Here is an 18,159-nt window from a genome sequence, read left to right as displayed (position 1 = left end):
CAACGTCCGTGAATCCAAAGGAGCCGGTCTCGGTGACGGCGGCTCAGTCTCTTGTCCGCCCAGCGTGACACACCCGGCGTCGTGCACGCCAGGGAGGCCTCCGGCACGCCCTCTCCCGTGGGGCCCTCTCCGTCCGCCCACCGCTCCCGGCCTGCGACGACGCACGCACGGCGGTCCGCACCGCCCGAGGCGCCGCATATGCCCTGAGGTCGGGGTGCCGCGCGTTCCCCGGCCGCTCCCGGTGCCCCCGCACCGGCGCGCACGGTCGCGCGGGGCTGTGACGCGCGGTCCGGAGCCGCGCGAGGCGATCACGTCAACGGGCGCTGCTCCACCCGGCCGGGCCGGAGTAGGAGTCCACCAGGTCCACCACGAAGACCAGCGTGGAGCCCGCCGGAATCAGGGGCGAGGGCGACTCCTTGCCGTAGCCGAGGCGAGGGGGGACGACGATCTCGCGCCGGCCGCCGACCTTCATCCCCCTGACGCCGCGGTCCCAGCCCTTGATGACCCTGCCGGCGCCCAGGGCGAACTTGAACGGTTCGCCACGGTCCCAGGAGGCGTCGAACTCCTTCCCGGACTCGGCCGTCACCCCGACGTAGTGCACCTTGACCACCATGCCCGGCTTCACCTCGGGGCCGTCTCCGACGATCAGGTCCCGGACGGTCAACTCGGTGGGAACGTCACCCTCCGGAACGCGGACCTCGGGCTTCGTCCGTTCAGTCATCGCAGCCTCGTTCCATTCCGCCGGGGTCCGCGCGCGGACCAGCCGGGCCGCACGGGCACTCCGGGCGGCAGATCGTCACGCTACCGGGGCCGCCGATCCGTGGCGCACGCCGCTGTGCCGGACACGGCACGGCCGGGCCGCGCCCGCCCGGCTCCCTTCGGCGGCCGGGCGCCCCGGTCCCCCGCTGTCGAGCCACCACCTGCCGATTCAGCCGTGTTTGTGCTGACTTGACTGCCTCGCCCTGGCCTGACCTCATCGGTTCAACCCGATTCGTCCCGACACATCCGATCTAGTTCGTCTCGAACCGTCCAACCCGGTTAGTTCGTATCTGTCCGACCCGTCCCGTGACCGCGCCACGCGGGGGCCGCCCGTGCTCCGGCCCCCGCGGCCACGGGCGCTCGCACATCCTGGCCGGGGCGAGGGCTGCTCCGGTCGTGACTGCGCGGACGGAGCTTCTCCGGCGCAACCTTCCGTGCGCCTCGGGCGTCATGTCTTCGTCCGGTCGTCAGGTCGTCCGTTCATCCGGTTGTTCGTTCTCGCGTTCGTGCGCCGCCCGTTCCTCTGGAGTGCCCTTGCCTTCCACCGCTGTCCGGCGGCGGCGCCTCGCCGCTGCCACCGCCACCGCCCTGGCCGTCACCCTGGGCTCCGGCCTCCTGGCCGCCCCCGCGGCCGCCGCCGGAGGTGCCGCGGTGGCGGACGCACCGCCTGCCGCCACAGTGCCGTCCGCGGGGTCCGGTGAGGAGATTCCGGCGCAGGTGCCGACCGGCACGATCGACCTGGACAGGACCTCCGCCCTGGACTTCGTGTTCGATCTGGACGCGGGCGAGGTCCTGGTCCGTTTCACCCTGCGGAACGCGCGGACGGGCGACAGCGTCACCTTCCTCCGCACCCACGGCGGTCAGGGCGGAACGGGTACCGGCACCCCGTGCCGCTTCACGTGGGACGGTACGTTCTCGTACCCGGACCCGGACGGCACGGCCGCGACCTTCGCCGCCAACTCCGGCACGTACACGTGGACCCTGACCGCGACCCCGGCCCAGGGCGGTGACCCGGTCCTGACGCGCTCCGGCTCCTTCACCGGGACCCGTACCCCCCGTGCCCACGGCTTCGACGACGACGGCGTCTTCGACCTGCTGGCGGTCGGCGCCGACGCCCGGCTCCACGGAGAGGGCTCCTACCGCGGCGGCGTGGGCCGGAGCGACTTCTGGTCGGGCCGGGGATGGGACGCCTTCGACCGCCTGGAGGTCACCGGCGACGTCGCCGGAAGTGCTCATTCCGACTTTGTGGTGCGCGACCGCACCGGCGTGCTCTGGCTCTACCGCGGCAACGGCGGCAGCACGCCGGAGTACCTGGAGCCGCGTTCGCGGGTGGGCGGCGGCTGGCAGGTCTACCACCACATCGCGGGCGGCAGCGACCTGGTGGGCGACGGCCGGTCCGACGTCGTCGCCGCCGACACCTCCGGCGTCCTGTGGCTCTACAAGTCCACCGGGGACACCGCCGCTCCCTTCGCCGCGCGCAAGCGGGTGGGCGGCGGCTGGCAGATCTACAACCAGATCACCGCCGTCGGGAACATCGCCGGCGGCCCCGCCGGCGACCTGGTCGCCCGGGACAAGGCCGGCGTCCTGTGGCTGTACCTGGGCAAGGGCGACGGCACGTTCACCACTCGCGAACGCCTCGGCGGCGGCTTCCAGCGCTACAGCGAACTCGTCGGCGGTGGCGACTGGGACGGCGACGGCCTGGGCGACCTCCTCGCCGTCGAGCCCGCGACCCGCACCGTCCACGCATTCAACGGCACCGGCCTGCGATTCACGCCCCTCGACCTGACCAGGAAGGCCACCCCGCTCTTCAAGGGCGACGCCCACACGCTCTACGGATGATCACGTGCCCGCGTCGGGCGGCAGGCATCAGGTCCCGGGGTGACGCCGATGATGGTCGGTGCCGGGAATGCGGGGAGGCCCGCCGTGGCAGGAAGCAGGTACGGAAGGGGACTTGACAGGGCAGGAGCCGTGCCGTGTCCTCGCAGGAGGGCGACGATGCCGGGGGGACGCGTGGAGACAGCCGGATCCGACGGGACGGGGAGCGAGCCTTCGGACGGGGACACGGGTCCGGAGCACGGTGCGCCGAGGCCGCCCCGGGTGCGAGGCGGAGGCGGCCGGGACTTCCTCCACGTCGTCATCGTGATCCTCGCCGTCCTCGCGCTGGGGGCCGTGCTCAACGCGTCCAGCGACAGTTGCGACAGCCCGTCGGCAGCCTGCGTCGATCCGTGATGCCCCGCGGGGGCGGAGCCGCTGCCGCAAAAAGTCCTGCCGGCCCCGGGGTCGCGGTGGGCCGGCGATCGCAGCGGGCTCCGGCCGAGGGGCCGTCCGCCCGGTCCGGGCCCCGTTGCGGCAGCCCTGCGCCCGGCCGCCACCGGGTCCGTCGCCCGCAGGTCCCCGGTCGCTGCGCGCGGATCACCACCCCCACGTACCGGGGCCGCCCTTGAAAGGTCCCTGGATCTCGGGGGTGATCCACCCGCCGTAGAAGTCGCCCTCCTGAGCCGCCACCGCCTCGCCGTCGACCGTGCAGCGGAGCGCGGACGGGTAGAAGGCCAGGTGACCGCGGAGGGCCGTGTAGGGAGCGAGGGGCTGCTCGTAGCTCCACGCGGCCCGGACGGCCGTGAGGTCGCCGGCGACGACGTCCCAGTACGACGCCCTACCCTTCCACTCGCAGTGGGTGCTGCCCGGACGTGCGCGCAGGAACTCCGCCCGCACATCGCCCGGCGGCACGTAGAAGACGGGCGGGTGGCTCGTCTCGAGGACCCGCAGGCTCGCGCGGGTGTCCGCCACGAGCCGGGAACCCAGGAGGACCTGCACGTGCCGGTCGTCCGCCACCAGCTCAGGAGGCCGGGGGTAGTCCCACACCGACTCCGGCGGCCGGGTGCCGGATCGCTCTCGCCCGTCGGGGCGGTCGTACACGTCGTCGGTGTCCATCGCGGCTCCTGTGCCCTGGCTCTCGTCCGAAGGGTTCTGCCACGTGTTCCTCCGCGTCCCGGCGCGCGGATGCAACGGCGACCGGTGACGGTGCGGCCGCGGCGGCTCGCCGGGAGCGGTGCGACGCGCGAGCCGCAGGCCAGGGTGCGGGCGGGGACGCGGGAGCAGCTGCGGAGGCGGACGCGTACCGCCGTGGTGTGCCGACCCGCTCACCCGGTGTCACCGGGCGTCAAAGGCGTGTGAGGGAAGCGCCCGCCGACGCCAAGAACACGCCAGGAGCCGCAGGACTCCCTCACCGGAGGCTCACGCTGAGCGGAGCCTCCACCAGTGAAGGGACCCGTCCGCATGACCGTTCCGACCGCTCCGGCCGCAGAGAAGGGTGCCGACCCCGGCACCGACCCCGGGGCCGAGCCCCCCGACAGCGGGAGCAGGCACCGGCTGACGGCGGTCACCGGCCTGGCCGCCCTGTCGCTGGACGCCATGGCGTCCGTGGCGTACGGGCCTGAGGCGATCGTCCTCGTGCTGGCGGCCGCCGGGGGCCACGGGCTCGGCTTCACCCTGCCGGTCACCCTGGCCATCGCGGGTCTCCTCGCCGTCCTCGTCGCCTCGTACCGCCAGGTCATCGCGGCGTTCCCGGACGGCGGCGGCTCCTACGCCGTGGCCAGGGCCCGCCTCGGCCGCCGGACCAGCCTGGTGGCCGCCGCCTCGCTCGTCCTGGACTACGTCCTCAACGTGGCCGTCGCCGTCACCGCCGGCGTCGCCGCCCTCACGTCCGCCTTTCCGGACCTCCACGACCACCGTCTGGCGCTGTGTCTCGGTGTGCTGGCCCTCGTCTCCGCCGTGAACATGCGGGGGATCGCCGACTCGGCCCGCGCGTTCATCGTGCCGACCGCCGTCTTCGTCGGCGCGATCCTGGTCCTGATCCTCGTGGGGCTGTTCCGCGACGGGCCCGTCTCCACCGCCGCGTCCGCCGGGCACGCCTCCGCCCTCGCCGACGACGCCACCACGGTCGGAGCCCTGCTTCTGCTGAAGGCCTTCGCCTCGGGCTGCTCCGCCCTCACCGGCGTCGAGGCGATAGCGAACGCCGTGCCCTCCTTCCGGGCCCCGGCCGCCCGCCGGGCGATGCGCGCGGAAGCCGCGCTCGGCGCACTGCTCGGCGTGATGCTCATCGGTCTGGCCGTGCTGATCTCCCGCTTCGGGCTCCAGCCGGTCGAGGGCGTCACCGTCCTGGCCCAGCTCGCCGACGCCTCTCTCGGCCACAACTGGGCCTTCTACCTGGTGCAGTTCGCCACCATGATCCTGCTCGCGCTCTCCGCCAACACCTCCTTCGGCGGTCTGCCCGTCCTGCTGAAACTGCTCGCCCGCGACAACTACCTGCCGCACGTCTTCGGCCTCAGGGCCGACCGCCAGGTGCACCGGCACGGCGTGCTGTGGCTCGCCGTCGTGTCGGCGGCCCTGCTGCTCTTCTCCGGCGGGGACACCAACACCCTCGTCCCCCTCTTCGCGATCGGTGTGTTCGTGGGCTTCACCATCGCCCAGACCGGGATGGTCCTCCACTGGTGCCGGGAGCGAGGCCCGCGGTGGGCCGCGAAAGCCGCCCTCAACGGCCTCGGCGCGCTCCTGACGGGTGTCTCCGCGATCGTCGTCACGGTCACCAAGTTCCACGAGGGAGCCTGGCTGATCGTCGTCGCGCTTCCCCTGCTGGTCCTCCTCTTCGAGGCCGTCCACCGCGCGTACGCCGGAATCGGCGAGCGCCTCGGCATCGGCCGCATCCCCGAGCCGCCGCACCGCGAGCGCTCCCTCGTCCTCGTCCCCGTCTCCTCGCTGACGCGGCTGACCAGCGAAGCCCTCACCGCCGCGGTCTCCCTCGGCGACGACGTGCGTGCCGTCACCGTCTGCCACGGCGACACCGAGGACCTGGCCGCCGGCGAAGCCCTGGAGCGCGACTGGGCGCTCTGGGATCCGGGCGTGCCGCTCGTCCGCATCCCCTCCGAGAGGCGGGCCCTCGGCAGGCCGATCACCGGCTACGTGCAGAAGCTGCGCGCGACCGAGCCGGGCACCCGGATCACCGTTCTCATCCCCGAGGTCGAACCCGATCACCTCTGGCAGCGCCTGCTCCAGAACCAGCGCGGCGCGGTGGTGGCGCATGCCGTGCGCCGGGACACCGACGCCGCGGTCTGCCGGCTGCGCTTCCGGATCGGTTCCCCCTGAGCCTGCGGCGGTGACCCCCGTGCCTGCCCGCGCGGGACGTGATCACGGCGAGGACCTCCGGTGCGGTGGCGTGGCCGGACGTCACCGCCCCGGCGCGAGCGCGCGACCGTCCCGGAACGAGGCACGCTCCGGCCCGTGGCCACCGCATGGCGGCCACGGGCCGGAGCCGTTCGCCCCGTCCCCGGCGCCGCAGGCACCCCGTCCCGTGCGCCGTCGTGTGCGTCCCACCGCGTGAGCCCTGTGTACGCGAGCCGTCAATGCCGTGTCAGCGTCCGCGGTACCGGCGACAGGATGACGTCAAGGTGAGGGAGCGGCGGCGCGCGGCGGGCTTCCATGGCGGCAGGCGACCGGGCAACCGGACCGCCCTCACCCACCCGTGTGTCACAGGGAGTCGGTTCACCATGAGCATCGAGAACGTGGTCGGAATCCTCGTCGCCGTCAGTCTCGTCGGCTACCTCGTCGCCGCGCTGATCCGTCCGGAGAAGTTCTGACCGGTGCCGGATGCCCGGACGTCCTGAAGTCCCGACGGGCGGCGGGACGTCGCGGCACGGTCGCGCGGCCGCGCCCGGCACGGGGTGCGTGCGGCGCGCTCAGAGGCTCCGGGCACCCCCCCGCCCGCGGCCTGCGAGCGCGCCGCGTAGGGGATGCGTCAACAGCGGGGCCGGGGACGTCAGGGCGGCGTCAACGAAGGCAGCGGATGGCTGAAAAGGATGTTTGCTCAATCCGTCAGACAATCCGCTCGTCCTTCATTCGGGAGTTCACGATGGCCGATCTGGCCTTCGTCGTCACCACGGTCGCGGTCTTCGCGCTGGTGGCGTTCATCGCCAAGGGGGTGGCGAAGCTGTGAGTGCCGAGAACGTGGTCGGCCTGCTCGTCGCCGTCGCCCTGCTGGGGTATCTGGTCCTCGCGCTGGTCAAGCCGGAGAGGTTCTGAGCCCGAGATGAGTCCTGTTCCGGCTGGGATCCTCCAGCTTCTTGCGCTCGTCGCCGCCCTCGGTCTGTCGTACCGGCCGCTCGGCGACTACATGGCGCGCGTCTACTCCTCGGAGAAGCACTACCGCCCCGAGAAGTGGATCTACAAGGCGATCGGTGCGAATCCGTCCGCCGAGATGCGCTGGCCCGCCTATCTGCGCGGTGTCCTCGCCTTCTCCGCGGCGGGCGTGCTGTTCCTCTACGGTCTGCAGCGGCTCCAGGGCAGTCTGCCCGGCTCGCTCGGGTTCGCGTCGATCGACCCGGACCAGGCGTTCAACACCGCCGCGTCCTTCGTCGCGAACACCAACTGGCAGTCGTACTACGGCGAGCAGGCCATGGGCCACGTCGTGCAGACCGGCGGTCTCGCGGTGCAGAACTTCGTGTCGGCCGCGGTGGGCATCGCGGTCGCGGTGGCACTCGTCCGCGGCTTCGCCCGGTCCCGTACCGGCGAGCTGGGCAACTTCTGGGCCGACCTGGTGCGCGGCGTCGTCCGGATCCTGCTGCCGATCTCCGTCGTCGGCGCGCTGGTCCTGGTCGCCTGCGGCGCGATCCAGAACTTCTCCGGCATCCACGAGGTCGGCCAGTTCACCGGCGGCACGCAGCAGTGGAACGGCGGCGCGGTCGCCTCGCAGGAGGTCATCAAGGAGCTGGGCACCAACGGCGGCGGCTACTTCAACGCCAACTCGGCCCACCCCTTCGAGAACCCCAACGGGCTGTCGAACCTCTTCGAGATCTTCCTGATCCTGGTCATCCCCTTCGCGCTGACCCGGACCTTCGGCCGGATGGTCGGCTCGCTGAAGCAGGGCTACGCGATCCTCGGCACCATGGCCGCGATCTGGCTCGCGTTCACCGCGCTGATGTTGTGGACCGAATTCGCGGGCCGCGGACCGGCGTTCGAGCTCGCGGGCGGCGCGATGGAGGGCAAGGAGACCCGGTTCGGAATCGGCGCCTCCGCGATCTTCTCCGTCGCCACGACACTGACCTCGACCGGCGCGGTGAACTCCTTCCACTCCTCCAACACCGGCTTCGGCGGCGGCATCAACCTGCTGGGCATGCAGCTCGGCGAGATCGCGCCCGGCGGCGTCGGCTCCGGCCTCTACGGCATGCTGATCATGGCGATCATCGCCGTGTTCATCGCCGGACTGATGGTCGGCCGCACCCCCGAGTACCTGGGCAAGAAGATCGGCACCCGCGAGATCAAGCTCGCGGCCTGCTACATCCTGGTCACCCCGGCGCTCGTCCTCGGCTTCACGGCCGCCTCCTTCGTGCTGGACACCCCGGCGAACTCGATGACCAACTCCGGCGCGCACGGGTTCTCCGAGATCCTCTACGCCTACACCTCCGGCGCGAACAACAACGGCTCCGCGTTCGCCGGCCTCAACGCGGACACCCAGTGGTTCAACTCGACGATCGGCATCGCCATGCTGCTCGGCCGGTTCCTGCCCATGGTGTTCGTCCTCGCGCTGGCGGGTTCGCTCGCGGAGCAGAAGCCCGTCCCGGAGACCGCGGGCACCCTGCGGACCGAGAAGCCCCTGTTCACGGGCCTGCTCGTCGGCACCATCATGATCATCACCGGTCTCACCTACTTCCCGGCACTCGCGCTGGGACCGCTCGCCGAAGGGCTCGCGGCATGACCATCGACCACCGAGAGAAGCACGAGGACACGATGTCCGCCTCCGCCCCTGCCACAACGGCGCCGCACGGCGGCCCGGCCGGGGGAGATCCGTCGCCCGGCCGGGTGGGCGGCGGTCTCTTCGACCCGAAGCAGCTGGTCAGGTCCCTCCCGGACGCGCTGCGCAAGCTCGACCCGCGCGTGATGATCACGTCGCCCGTGATGTTCGTGGTCCTGGTCGGCTCCGTGGTCACCACCGTCCTCGCCGCCCTCGACCCGGGGGACTGGTTCGGCTGGGCGATCACCGCCTGGCTCTGGCTGACCACGATCTTCGCCAACCTCGCGGAGGCGGTCGCCGAGGGTCGCGGCAAGGCCCAGGCCGAGACCCTGCGCAAGGCCAAGACCGACACCGTCGCCCGCCGCGTGGCCCGGGACGGCTCCGAGGAGCGGGTGCCGGGCACCGACCTGCGCATCGGCGACCTCGTCGTCTGCGAGGCCGGTGACGTCATCCCCGGCGACGGCGACGTCGTCGAGGGCGTCGCGAGCGTCGACGAGTCCGCGATCACCGGCGAGTCGGCGCCCGTCATCCGGGAGTCCGGCGGCGACCGCTCCGCCGTCACCGGCGGCACCAAGGTGCTCTCCGACCGGATCGTCGTCCGCATCACCACGAAGCCGGGCGAGACCTTCATCGACCGCATGATCAGCCTCGTCGAGGGCGCCGCCCGGCAGAAGACGCCGAACGAGATCGCCCTCAACATCCTCCTCGCCTCGCTGACCGTCGTCTTCCTGCTCGCGGTCGTCACCCTGAAGCCCTTCGCGATCTACGCCGGCGCGGACGACCAGACCTCGCTCATCGTCCTCACCGCGCTCCTGGTCTGCCTGATCCCGACGACGATCGGCGCGCTGCTCTCCGCGATCGGCATCGCGGGCATGGACCGGCTCGTCCAGCGCAACGTCCTCGCGATGTCGGGCCGCGCGGTCGAGGCGGCGGGCGACGTGTCGACCCTCCTGCTCGACAAGACCGGCACCATCACCCTCGGCAACCGCCAGGCCGCCGAGTTCGTCCCCGTCCGCGGGACCACGGCGGCCGAACTCGCCGACGCGGCACAGCTCTCCTCGCTCGCCGACGAGACGCCCGAGGGGCGCTCCATCGTCGTCCTCGCGAAGACGGCGTACGGGCTGCGGGAGCGCCACCAGGGCGAACTCGTGAACGCCGAATGGATCGCCTTCACCGCGCAGACCCGGATGTCGGGCGTGGACGTGGACGGCAGGCGGACCCGCAAGGGTGCGACCGGCTCGGTCGTCGCCTGGGTCGAGGAGCAGGGCGGCCGTGCCGGTGCCGAGGCCCAGGAGCTCACCGACCGGATCGCCGCGGCCGGCGGCACCCCGCTGCTGGTCGCCGTGGCCGACGACAGGGGCGCCCGCGTCCTCGGCGTCGTCCACCTCAAGGACGTCGTCAAGGAAGGCATGCGGGAGCGGTTCGACGAACTGCGCCGCATGGGCATCCGCACGGTCATGATCACGGGTGACAACCCGCTGACCGCCAAGGCCATCGCCGAGGAGGCGGGTGTCGACGACTTCCTCGCCGAGGCCACCCCCGAGGACAAGATGGCCCTCATCAAGCGCGAGCAGGCGGGCGGGAAGCTCGTCGCGATGACCGGCGACGGCACCAACGACGCACCGGCACTCGCCCAGGCCGACGTCGGCGTCGCGATGAACACCGGCACCTCGGCGGCCAAGGAAGCCGGGAACATGGTCGACCTCGACTCCAACCCGACCAAACTCATCGAGATCGTCGAGATCGGCAAGCAGCTCCTCATCACCCGGGGTGCCCTGACCACGTTCTCCATCGCCAACGACGTCGCGAAGTACTTCGCGATCATCCCCGCCATGTTCGCGGTCGCCTACCCGAGCCTCGACAAGCTCAACATCATGGGCCTCGCCTCGCCCGAGTCCGCCATCCTCTCCGCGGTGATCTTCAACGCGCTGGTCATCGTCGCCCTGGTGCCGCTCGCCCTCAAGGGCGTGCGCTACCGGCCCACCAGCGCGGACCGGATGCTCCGCCGCAACCTCGCCGTCTACGGGATCGGCGGCCTCGTCGCCCCGTTCGCCGGCATCAAGATCATCGACCTGCTCCTCTCCCTCATCCCCGGAATCGGCTGATCATGAACAACTCGGCAGCAAACACGGGCCGTGTCCTGTGGGCGGGCCTGCGGGCACTGCTCGTCCTCACCGTCCTGTGCGGCGTGCTCTACCCGCTCGCCGTCACCGGCGTCGCCCAGGTCGCCTTCCCCGGCAAGGCGAACGGGTCCGAGATCGAGGACGCGAACGGGAAGGTCGTCGGCTCGGAGCTCATCGGCCAGCGCTACGACCTCCCGCTGAAGGACGGCGAGGAGACCCCCGCGCCCGACCTGCGCTGGTTCCAGCCCCGCCCCTCCAACGGCCTGGGCACCAACAGCGTCAACACCCAGTACTCGATCATCCTGTCCGGCGCCACCAACCGCTCCGGCGACGACGGTGCGGAAACCGGAGAGGACGGGCAGCAGTACTGCCCGGCGAAGCCCGAAGAGGGCACCCTCTGCGCCCAGGTCACCGACGCGAAGGCAGCCGTCGTCGAGGACAACTCCGTCCCCGGCCACACGGTGAAGCCGTCCGACGTGCCCGCCGACGCCGTCACCTCCTCCGGCTCCGGCCTGGACCCGCACATCTCCCCGGAGTACGCGCAGCTCCAGGTCCACCGGGTCGCGCAGAAGAACGGCCTCACCGTCGCCCAGGTCGACCAGCTCGTCGCCGACCACACCGACGACCGCGTCCTCGGCTTCATCGGCGAACCCCGCGTGAACGTCCTCGCACTCAACATCGCCCTCAAGGCTCTGGTGGAGAAGGGCTGACGGGCCGGGCGGCCGGGACCACCGGGACGCCCCCGCCGGGTGTCCGCGGCCGGGTCGGCGGCGGGCACCCGGCCGGGCGTCCACCACCGACCCGGTCTCAGGGCCGGTAGACCAACTCCAGCGCGCAGGCGGCGATCGCGCCCCAGACGCCGAGTCCGAGCATCAGGATGCTGCCGGAGGCCGCGCCGACGGTGATGAGGACCGCGGCGGTCCCCGCGAACGCGACGACGATGCGCCGGATGCCGCGGTCGGGCCGCCATACGGACGTCATGCATGCAGCCTCCCGCCCGTCTGCCGGGAGTGCCACCGCACGCCGCGTTTCCTTGCACGATCCTGACGCCGGCCCCGGGCACGGCGGCGCGCGACCGCGTGAGAGCGGCGGGACGGGCTGACGCCGTCCGTTCCCGGGACCGCGGGCGGCCCTGCCGTGTGACCGGCTCGCCGCCGCCGCTGCTCGCGGGGCAGGTGCGGCGGATTGCCTCCGACGCGGTGCGGCTAGGGTGGGGCGGCCCTCCCACGTGAACGAAGGACGCACATGGCCCGCCCCTACGATCCCGCCCCGCGGCGGTTCGTCTTCACCGCCGGCGACGGCGACGGCGGACACGAGGTGTCCGCGGGAGATCCGCAGGAGGCGTACACGGCGTTCTCCGCGTTCTTCCGGGACCGGGACCGGGACTCCGGCACCTGCACCATCCGCGACGAGCGGGCGGGGCAGAGCCTCGTGCTCTCGCCGGGGCAGGGGATGATCTCCCGGATCGCGGACGGCGACCCGCCCCGCTCGGAACACCTCCGGGTGGACCGGCGCAACCGGTACCTCCCGGGCGCCATGCTGTTCTTCGAGAACGGCTACGCGGGCCTCGACCACTTCGGCCAGTGGTTCCCGGACCCCGCCGACCTCGACGCGTCACCCGAGGCCCGCGGTGCCGCGCGGGCCGCCGCGTTCACGACGGAGGCGACGGCGTTCGAGGAAGTGGCCCGGATCTGGGGGGATTCGGGCATCGTGGACCCCAGCGACCGGTTCTACGTCTTCTTCGACGGGGACGGCCTCGACGACGACCGCGCCGAACGGGCCGAACTGCTGGCGCTGATCGCGTTCCTCGGCATCGAACGGGTGGGCGCCCCGGCCGGGGCCGCCGACGGCGAGGTCTGGGTGCTCGCCGACCCGCGGCTCGCCGGCGCGTGCGCCCGGTGGGCGTGAACGACCGGCGCGCGGCGGCACCGCCTCGTCGCCGTGCCACCCGCCGAGGATCCGCCGGGCCCGCCCGGCGCCGCCCCAGAGAAACCTGAGCCCATGAGAGACACCGTCTTCACCCGTCGCAGCGGCTGGATCCCGAATGTGGTCAGCGAGGACGGCGTGCTGAAGCTGATGCTCGGCGCCGGCGCCGACGCCAACCACGAGCCCCGCACGTTCACGTTCCCGATCACGGAGGCCCACCTCGCGGTCATCCGGGAGGACCTGGCCCGTCATCTGCTGCTGTGGAGCGCGGTCCTGCCCCTGTGCGACGACGCGGGAACCCGCGGCGCGCTGGACGAGGGCGCCGCCGTCGCACTCCTCGACCCGGTCCTCCTCTCCCCGCCCGCCGACGTCGACGCGCTCTTCGGCGGCATCCGGTGGGACCGGAGCCGACTCGTCGCCCACGGCGCCCGGATCGAGCTGCTCGACCGCGGTCAGGTCTGCGCGGCGATGCAGGCGGCGACCGAGACACCGGACCAGCAGCGCGCCCAGAAGGACCACGCGGACCGCCGCCGCGCCCGCCGCGGAACCGTCCTCGGCCCGCTCGACGCCGCGCTTCTGCACTACACGGGCCGCTATCTGCACGGGGCGACCGTTCCGAAACGGCTCCCGGACGCCGTCGATCCGGCACTCCTGCCCCAGGTGATGCGCGTGATCGCCACCGCGGAGCAGGCATCCGCCGGGATGCGGATCGGCACCGACCCGCGACGGGGGAAGCGCGCCACGGACAAGCGCGCCTGGAAGCGGACGGAGACGGCGGTCGAGGAGGCGGTACGCCGTGCCCACCCCGGGCTGGTCGACGACGCGGTGCGCACCGTGAGCTTCCTGATGTGCGTGGAGACCGCTGAGCGCTCCAGGAGGACAGCAGCCCAGGACGACGAGGAAGCCGGCGGCGACCGCCCCGGCGACGACGGGAGCGCGCGGAAGACGGCGCTGTCGTTCACAGACGACAAGGACGTCGAGCGGAAGTGGCGCCGGGGCGGTCCCCGCACGGCCACCGCGGACTTCTGGGACTTCGTCGGCGAACGCTCCGCGGGGGACAACGAGGTCTTCACCATCGAGGACGAGGCGATGGGCGAGGGCATCCAGCTCCACTTCTACGCGGACTCCGCCGCCAGGATCACGACGGTGCGGCCGGGGACCGGCGGGTCGGAGCCGGAGTACCTGGTCGAGTACGGCCTGGTCGACGGGATCGACGGCTACCGGGCGCTGGTGAGCGCCTTCGTCCTCGGCGGCTGCGCCGCGCTCGGACCGCACGGCCCCTGGATGCGGGACGTGGACGAGTTCGAGCGCGAACGCCGTCGGCGCCGCGCACGGTAGTCGCCGCGGCGGTCCGCGCGGAGGCGTCCGGAGCAGCGCGGAGGCGCGCCCCAGGCGGAGACCTGACGTCCGGAGCCGGGCAGCCGCGGGCCCGAGCCGGAAGGGCAGCCGGGCCGTGCCCGTACGGTCCCGGCGTCCGCGCGAGGTCTGCCCGTCAGGTCCTTGCCGCCGGGCGGACCGCGTCGGTAGAAGGGTGGGATGCATCTCCACAGGGGCAAGGACTCGTCGGGCAACGAGACCTCGGACAGGCGTTCCTCCTCCTTGCCCCCGACCGCGCTGCAGGCCCTGCACGCGACGGCGGGGAACGCGGCGGTCACGCAGATGATCCAGCGTTCCCTGGCGGACCGGCAGGAGACGGCGGGCAACCCCGAGCTGAGGCGGGCGGTCCAGCGTGCGCGTCACGAGCACGGCCCCCACTGCGGACACGAGGCGGAGGTGCAGCGCCGGGTGCAGGAACCGCCGGCCGTCCAGCGGCGGTCCTCCTTCGCGGACGCCCAGCGCACCCCCGGCCGTCCGCTGTCCCACCACATCCAGCGGACGGCGGAGCAGGCCTACGGCATGCCCTTCGGCCACGTCCGGGTCCATGACGACCCCGTGTCCCAGCAGTCGGCGGTGGAACTGGGCGCCAGTGCCTACACCAGCGGGCCGGACATCTACGTCGGTCCGCAGGGCGCGGACGACGAGACGATGTACCACGAGCTCGACCATGTCCGTCAGCAGTCGCTCGGGCCGGTGCCGGGCACGGACAACGGCATGGGCGCCAGGGTTTCGAGCCCCCGCGACCCCTTCGAGGTCTCCTCCGCCGCCAACGGCAGGCGGGTGGCCAGGGGAGAGGCACCCGACCTCGCTCTCCCCGGGGCGCCGGGCCACGGCGGTGCCGTGCAGCTCTCCGCCGCGGCCCCGGCCGTCCAGCGTATGGAGGACCAGCGCGGCCGCCGGGACGACCGGGAGTACGAGGCCGACAACTCCGCCCCCGAGCAGGACAGCGACAGCTCTCCGGAACGCCGGGAACTGCGTGAGCAGATCCGGCGCCAGATCGAGCAGGGGCCCGACATGGGCGATCTCGCCGACAGGCTCGACCGGCTGGGGGAGGGGCCGCTCATCCCCCGGATGCGGCGTGTGCTCCCGGAATCCGACTCCGATTCGCCGGAGCGTCCGGCGCAACCCCCGGCGCGCGAGCGGGCGTTGCCGGCCCGGGAACCGATTCCCACCCTGGCCGAGCACAGCGACCTGGCCCCGCTGCGCGACCTGCTGACGCAGGATCTGGAGGAGGGCGACCTCGGCAGGAAGCTCAAGGTCACGTTCAACGTGTTCGCCAACGGCAACGCGACCGAGGGACATGCCTGGATGGAGGTCACCGGGTCCGGCGGGCGGCGGGTCTCCTTCGGCTTCTTCCCGACGGAGCCCGGGTACATGTCGCTCGGCAGCGTGACGGGCGGTGTGCGCTGCCCCGACCCGTTCGCCGCGCGGCGCAGTGCCACGAGCCACGAGTCGAAGAACGTGGCGCTGCGGGACATCGTGAAGGGCTATCAGCTCGTCCACGGCAGGGTGCAGGACAACTACAGCTTCACCCTCCACAACTGCACGACCTTCGCGGGCGACGTGTGGAAGGCGATGACGGGCAAGGCCATCCCCACGAACCTGCTCAGCGCGATGGGCCTGCTGAGTCTCGCCGTCGCGACCCCCCGGGCCGCGGCCGAGGGCCTGGAGAGCCACCAGGAGCAGCGGACGACCGAGCGCAGGGGCCGTGTGCTCCCTCTCGCGCAGGGCCCCGCGCGCGGTCTGATGCCGGGACCCGGAAACGCCGAGGAGGTGGCCGAGCGGCTGGCCCGGGCCCGGCAGTCGCAGAGCAGCTCGTCCGAGTCCACCGAGGAGGTGGACTGACGGTCCGCCACGGCGGCGGTGGTACGCCGTGGCGGGTACGCCGTACCGGTGTCGTGACGGGCGGGACCCGCGTCGCGCCGGCCGTGACCGGTGTGCCGTCCCGGCCGGGCCGGCGAGGCGCTACCAGGACGTCGCGGGGTGGTTCTCCGCGTCGGGCAGCGATGCGGTGCCGGAGGCGCGCGTGCGGGAGGAGTTGCCACGGTGGCGGGCGCCCAGCGGGCTGAGTTCGAAGCACAGCCTGCCGCACGCGAGCAGCGCGCCGTGGCCGAAGACGAGCGTCAGCCACGTTCCGTCGTGCCAGTACCAGTCATCGGTCCACGGGCGGGTGATCGCCGCTGTCACCGCCAGATGGCAGACGGCGGCCACCGCCCCCGCCCGGCGCCGCCGGGGGAAGAGGAACACCGGCAGGGACCAGAGAAGGGATGCCAGCACCACGAAGGGCGCGGCGAACGGCAGACCGGACATGGCGGACCTCACGTGAGGGCGGCGGACGCCCGCAACCCTCACACCGGCGGGTCCCCGGCACCAGCTCCGCGGGATATCGGCGTGATCACGGTGCGGCGTCGGTCCCCGGCCGCGGACACATGAGGCCTCGCGTGGGTGCGGACACACGCGCTTCTCCCCGCGTACACCTCGCGGCCCGTCGCCGCACGCTCGGCTGTCGTCGGCGGTCCCTACGCTGGACGGCATCGGCGAAGGGGGTGGCTCGTTGGGCGGGCGCGTGGTCACGTGCCGGTGCGGACACCTGTGGACCCTCCACGCGGTGGGGCGCTGCGACGGCGAGGACGGTTCCTGCGAGTGCGGGGGGTTCCGTCCGGACAACTGGCACCGCAACACCACCGACACGTGCCACGGATGCGGCCACGGCCGGTCGTCGCACCCGGGTGTGCGCTGCCGTGCCTCGGTCGGCCAGGACACCGTGACGGAACGGCACTTCGGCTTCGAGGGCGACACGTGGACCACGGAGAGGCGGATCGACGTCGTCTGCGCCTGCCAGAGCTTCTGGTGAGTCCGGCGAGTCCGGTGAGCCGGGTGAGGCGGGCGAGCCCGGTGCGTCCCCGCCCCCGTACCTGTCCCCGCCCCCGTCCGTGCATCCGTCTCCGTCCGCGGTCCCCGCGAGGCGTGCGGTGAGCGCGGCGGCGGTCGTCGGTGCGGCCGGGATCGCGGTCGTCGTCGCGGGCGTGGCGGCCCTCGTGGTCATCGTGCGCAGCGGCCCCGTCGTCCCTGACACCGCTCGCCCGGTGTGCGGGGAGTGCGGGCACTGGCCGTCCGAGCACAGCGCGCGGGGCGGGCGGTGCCTGGTGGCCACGGGAGGCTCGGGGGACCGGTACGACGGCGGCGGCAACTGGACGGGCTGGTGGCGTCCGGAGCACTGCGGGTGCTCCGGGTACCGCGAGCGGCGGCGCACGCGCTGACCGTGCCGGTGATCCGGTTCACCGGGCACCCGGGGCGGGGGCCGCCTCCCGCGGGCCGGGCGGCGCGGACGAGGCGTGCCGGCGCCCCAGTTCGGCGGTGAACTGCGCGCCGGTCAGCAGGGCGAGGTTGGAGAGCCACAGCCACACGAGGAAGACGACCGTGCCCGCGAGGGACCCGTAGATCCGGCTGTACGTGCCCAGCACGGAGGTGTAGAGCGCGAATCCGGCCGAGACCGCCAGCCACAGCGCGGCCGACAGGGCACCCCCGGACAGGCTGTGGCCCCGCCGGCGAGCCGGCGGGGGGCCGGTGTGGAAGACGATGACCACGAGCCCGGCGACCAGGCAGAGCAGCAGGGGCCAGCGCACGAGCGTCCAGACCAGCGGCACCGCGGCGTCGAGGCGGAGCAGCCGGCCGAGGGAGCCGACCACGGGACCGCTCAGCAGCAGCACGAGCGCGCTGACGACGAGCAGGGCGAGGAGCCCCAGCGCGGTCGCCAGGATGCGCGGGGCCTTGCGCCAGGGCGAACGGCTGTCGGGCAGGCCGTGCATCCGGTGCAGGGAGCGCCGGAAGACGGCCAGGTAGCTGCACGCCGACCACACCGCACTGACCGACCCCGCGACCAGCACGGTCCACGTCGCCGAGCCCGGGGTGAGCACGTGCACGAGGAGATCGTGCAGTTCGGCGCCCGACTGGCCGGGCGCGAACTGCGTGACGTGGGCGATGAAGTCCTGGGCCGTCCCGGGGCTGACGAGGGCGAACGTGATCACGGTCACGAGCAGCGCCGGCAGCACGACGAGGACGGAGTAGTAGGTCAGCGCGGCCGCGTCGTCCGTGACGTCGTCGTTCCACATGGTCACCGGAGTGCGCCGCAGAGCGGCCCACCAGGCACGGCGGCGCCCGCCGCCCGCGGTCGACCGGAGCCGCGACGGC

19 protein-coding genes are annotated in these 18,159 nt (G+C 72.9%); 14 read left to right on the top strand and 5 right to left on the bottom strand.

Translation table 11 applies throughout. The features are described 5' to 3' along the window. Nucleotides 1–313: 313 nt before the first annotated feature. Nucleotides 314–721 carry an FKBP-type peptidyl-prolyl cis-trans isomerase gene (locus IAG43_RS01260; RefSeq protein WP_187738890.1) on the bottom strand — a complete coding sequence of 136 codons (408 nt, stop codon included), beginning with the start codon at nucleotides 719–721 and terminating at the stop codon, nucleotides 314–316. Nucleotides 722–1,293: 572 nt separating this feature from the next. Here IAG43_RS01260 and IAG43_RS01255 point away from each other — a divergent pair. Continuing rightward, nucleotides 1,294–2,598, top strand: a complete 1,305-nt coding sequence (locus IAG43_RS01255) for a hypothetical protein (RefSeq protein WP_187738889.1) — start codon at nucleotides 1,294–1,296, stop codon at nucleotides 2,596–2,598. A gap of 258 nt (nucleotides 2,599–2,856) precedes the next feature. Beyond that, nucleotides 2,857–2,988, top strand: coding sequence for a hypothetical protein (locus tag IAG43_RS34930; RefSeq protein ID WP_281403958.1), 132 nt, complete (start codon nucleotides 2,857–2,859; stop codon nucleotides 2,986–2,988). 183 nt (nucleotides 2,989–3,171) lie between these two features. On the opposite strand, the gene IAG43_RS01250 is transcribed toward IAG43_RS34930, so the two are convergent. Continuing rightward, entirely contained in the window at nucleotides 3,172–3,690 is a 519-nt protein-coding gene (locus IAG43_RS01250; RefSeq protein WP_187738888.1) for a DUF427 domain-containing protein, read from the bottom strand. 345 nt (nucleotides 3,691–4,035) lie between these two features. On the opposite strand from IAG43_RS01250, the gene IAG43_RS01245 reads away from it, so the two are divergent. The 7 genes from IAG43_RS01245 (at nucleotide 4,036) to IAG43_RS01215 (ending at nucleotide 11,375) form a co-directional block, all read left to right on the top strand. Next, nucleotides 4,036–5,901, top strand: a complete 1,866-nt coding sequence (locus IAG43_RS01245; protein ID WP_187738887.1) for an APC family permease — start codon at nucleotides 4,036–4,038, stop codon at nucleotides 5,899–5,901. A gap of 401 nt (nucleotides 5,902–6,302) precedes the next feature. Beyond that, complete coding sequence (gene kdpF, locus IAG43_RS01240; protein WP_187738886.1) at nucleotides 6,303–6,392, top strand: K(+)-transporting ATPase subunit F; 90 nt, start codon at nucleotides 6,303–6,305, stop codon at nucleotides 6,390–6,392. A gap of 206 nt (nucleotides 6,393–6,598) precedes the next feature. Continuing rightward, on the top strand, nucleotides 6,599–6,748 hold the full coding sequence (locus IAG43_RS01235) for a hypothetical protein (RefSeq protein ID WP_187738885.1): 150 nt from the start codon (nucleotides 6,599–6,601) through the stop codon (nucleotides 6,746–6,748). Further along, nucleotides 6,745–6,834: a K(+)-transporting ATPase subunit F gene (kdpF, locus tag IAG43_RS01230; protein ID WP_017241935.1), complete on the top strand. Its 90-nt coding sequence runs from the start codon at nucleotides 6,745–6,747 to the stop codon at nucleotides 6,832–6,834. The genes IAG43_RS01235 and kdpF (IAG43_RS01230) overlap by 4 nt, the downstream gene beginning before the upstream one ends. A gap of 7 nt (nucleotides 6,835–6,841) precedes the next feature. Then, entirely contained in the window at nucleotides 6,842–8,506 is a 1,665-nt protein-coding gene (kdpA, locus tag IAG43_RS01225; RefSeq protein ID WP_187738884.1) for a potassium-transporting ATPase subunit KdpA, read from the top strand. Next, on the top strand, nucleotides 8,503–10,647 hold the full coding sequence (gene kdpB / locus IAG43_RS01220; RefSeq protein WP_425508558.1) for a potassium-transporting ATPase subunit KdpB: 2,145 nt from the start codon (nucleotides 8,503–8,505) through the stop codon (nucleotides 10,645–10,647). The genes kdpA and kdpB overlap by 4 nt, the downstream gene beginning before the upstream one ends. 2 nt (nucleotides 10,648–10,649) lie before the next feature. After that, a complete protein-coding gene (locus IAG43_RS01215) occupies nucleotides 10,650–11,375 on the top strand; it encodes a potassium-transporting ATPase subunit C (protein ID WP_187738883.1) in 726 nt (241 codons plus the stop codon). Nucleotides 11,376–11,472: 97 nt separating this feature from the next. Here the strand turns inward: IAG43_RS01215 and IAG43_RS01210 are convergent, their stop codons facing one another. Next, complete coding sequence (locus tag IAG43_RS01210; protein ID WP_187738882.1) at nucleotides 11,473–11,646, bottom strand: hypothetical protein; 174 nt, start codon at nucleotides 11,644–11,646, stop codon at nucleotides 11,473–11,475. Between the two features lie 264 nt (nucleotides 11,647–11,910). Between IAG43_RS01210 and IAG43_RS01205 the strand changes: the two genes are divergently transcribed. From IAG43_RS01205 to IAG43_RS34310, 3 genes are all read left to right on the top strand, one after another. Then, on the top strand, nucleotides 11,911–12,573 hold the full coding sequence (locus IAG43_RS01205; protein WP_187738881.1) for a hypothetical protein: 663 nt from the start codon (nucleotides 11,911–11,913) through the stop codon (nucleotides 12,571–12,573). Nucleotides 12,574–12,666: 93 nt separating this feature from the next. Then, on the top strand, nucleotides 12,667–13,929 hold the full coding sequence (locus IAG43_RS01200) for a DUF6357 family protein (RefSeq protein ID WP_187738880.1): 1,263 nt from the start codon (nucleotides 12,667–12,669) through the stop codon (nucleotides 13,927–13,929). Between the two features lie 198 nt (nucleotides 13,930–14,127). Further along, nucleotides 14,128–15,813, top strand: a complete 1,686-nt coding sequence (locus IAG43_RS34310; RefSeq protein WP_246574024.1) for an eCIS core domain-containing protein — start codon at nucleotides 14,128–14,130, stop codon at nucleotides 15,811–15,813. Nucleotides 15,814–15,933: 120 nt separating this feature from the next. Here IAG43_RS34310 and IAG43_RS01190 read toward each other — a convergent pair whose 3' ends face one another. Continuing rightward, on the bottom strand, nucleotides 15,934–16,278 hold the full coding sequence (locus IAG43_RS01190; protein ID WP_187738879.1) for a hypothetical protein: 345 nt from the start codon (nucleotides 16,276–16,278) through the stop codon (nucleotides 15,934–15,936). 298 nt (nucleotides 16,279–16,576) lie between these two features. Between IAG43_RS01190 and IAG43_RS01185 the strand changes: the two genes are divergently transcribed. Beyond that, nucleotides 16,577–16,822 carry a hypothetical protein gene (locus tag IAG43_RS01185; RefSeq protein ID WP_187738878.1) on the top strand — a complete coding sequence of 82 codons (246 nt, stop codon included), beginning with the start codon at nucleotides 16,577–16,579 and terminating at the stop codon, nucleotides 16,820–16,822. 118 nt (nucleotides 16,823–16,940) lie between these two features. Next, nucleotides 16,941–17,228 (top strand): hypothetical protein, encoded by a 288-nt coding sequence (locus IAG43_RS01180; protein WP_187738877.1) that lies wholly within the window; start codon nucleotides 16,941–16,943, stop codon nucleotides 17,226–17,228. An 18-nt stretch (nucleotides 17,229–17,246) separates the two neighbouring features. On the opposite strand, the gene IAG43_RS01175 is transcribed toward IAG43_RS01180, so the two are convergent. Further along, nucleotides 17,247–18,080 carry a YihY/virulence factor BrkB family protein gene (locus IAG43_RS01175; protein WP_187738876.1) on the bottom strand — a complete coding sequence of 278 codons (834 nt, stop codon included), beginning with the start codon at nucleotides 18,078–18,080 and terminating at the stop codon, nucleotides 17,247–17,249. Nucleotides 18,081–18,159 lie beyond the last annotated feature (79 nt).

It is taken from the genome of Streptomyces genisteinicus (assembly GCF_014489615.1).
Classification (GTDB): domain Bacteria; phylum Actinomycetota; class Actinomycetes; order Streptomycetales; family Streptomycetaceae; genus Streptomyces; species Streptomyces genisteinicus.
The sequence above is the reverse complement of the archived record's forward strand: the minus strand, read 5'-3'. Positions and strand labels throughout refer to the sequence as shown.

What these genes read in the sequence shown, in the direction of transcription:
- IAG43_RS01260 (WP_187738890.1), bottom strand. Translation starts at nt 721, where the DNA reads ATGACTGAACGGACGAAGCCCGAGGTCCGCGTTCCGGAGGGTGACGTT.
- IAG43_RS01250 (WP_187738888.1), bottom strand. Translation starts at nt 3,690, where the DNA reads ATGGACACCGACGACGTGTACGACCGCCCCGACGGGCGAGAGCGATCC.
- IAG43_RS01245 (WP_187738887.1), top strand. Translation starts at nt 4,036, where the DNA reads ATGACCGTTCCGACCGCTCCGGCCGCAGAGAAGGGTGCCGACCCCGGC.
- kdpF (WP_187738886.1), top strand. Translation starts at nt 6,303, where the DNA reads ATGAGCATCGAGAACGTGGTCGGAATCCTCGTCGCCGTCAGTCTCGTC.
- IAG43_RS01235 (WP_187738885.1), top strand. Translation starts at nt 6,599, where the DNA reads ATGGCTGAAAAGGATGTTTGCTCAATCCGTCAGACAATCCGCTCGTCC.
- kdpA (WP_187738884.1), top strand. Translation starts at nt 6,842, where the DNA reads ATGAGTCCTGTTCCGGCTGGGATCCTCCAGCTTCTTGCGCTCGTCGCC.
- kdpB (WP_425508558.1), top strand. Translation starts at nt 8,503, where the DNA reads ATGACCATCGACCACCGAGAGAAGCACGAGGACACGATGTCCGCCTCC.
- IAG43_RS01215 (WP_187738883.1), top strand. Translation starts at nt 10,650, where the DNA reads ATGAACAACTCGGCAGCAAACACGGGCCGTGTCCTGTGGGCGGGCCTG.
- IAG43_RS01210 (WP_187738882.1), bottom strand. Translation starts at nt 11,646, where the DNA reads ATGACGTCCGTATGGCGGCCCGACCGCGGCATCCGGCGCATCGTCGTC.
- IAG43_RS01205 (WP_187738881.1), top strand. Translation starts at nt 11,911, where the DNA reads ATGGCCCGCCCCTACGATCCCGCCCCGCGGCGGTTCGTCTTCACCGCC.
- IAG43_RS01200 (WP_187738880.1), top strand. Translation starts at nt 12,667, where the DNA reads ATGAGAGACACCGTCTTCACCCGTCGCAGCGGCTGGATCCCGAATGTG.
- IAG43_RS34310 (WP_246574024.1), top strand. Translation starts at nt 14,128, where the DNA reads ATGCATCTCCACAGGGGCAAGGACTCGTCGGGCAACGAGACCTCGGAC.
- IAG43_RS01190 (WP_187738879.1), bottom strand. Translation starts at nt 16,278, where the DNA reads ATGTCCGGTCTGCCGTTCGCCGCGCCCTTCGTGGTGCTGGCATCCCTT.
- IAG43_RS01175 (WP_187738876.1), bottom strand. Translation starts at nt 18,080, where the DNA reads ATGTGGAACGACGACGTCACGGACGACGCGGCCGCGCTGACCTACTAC.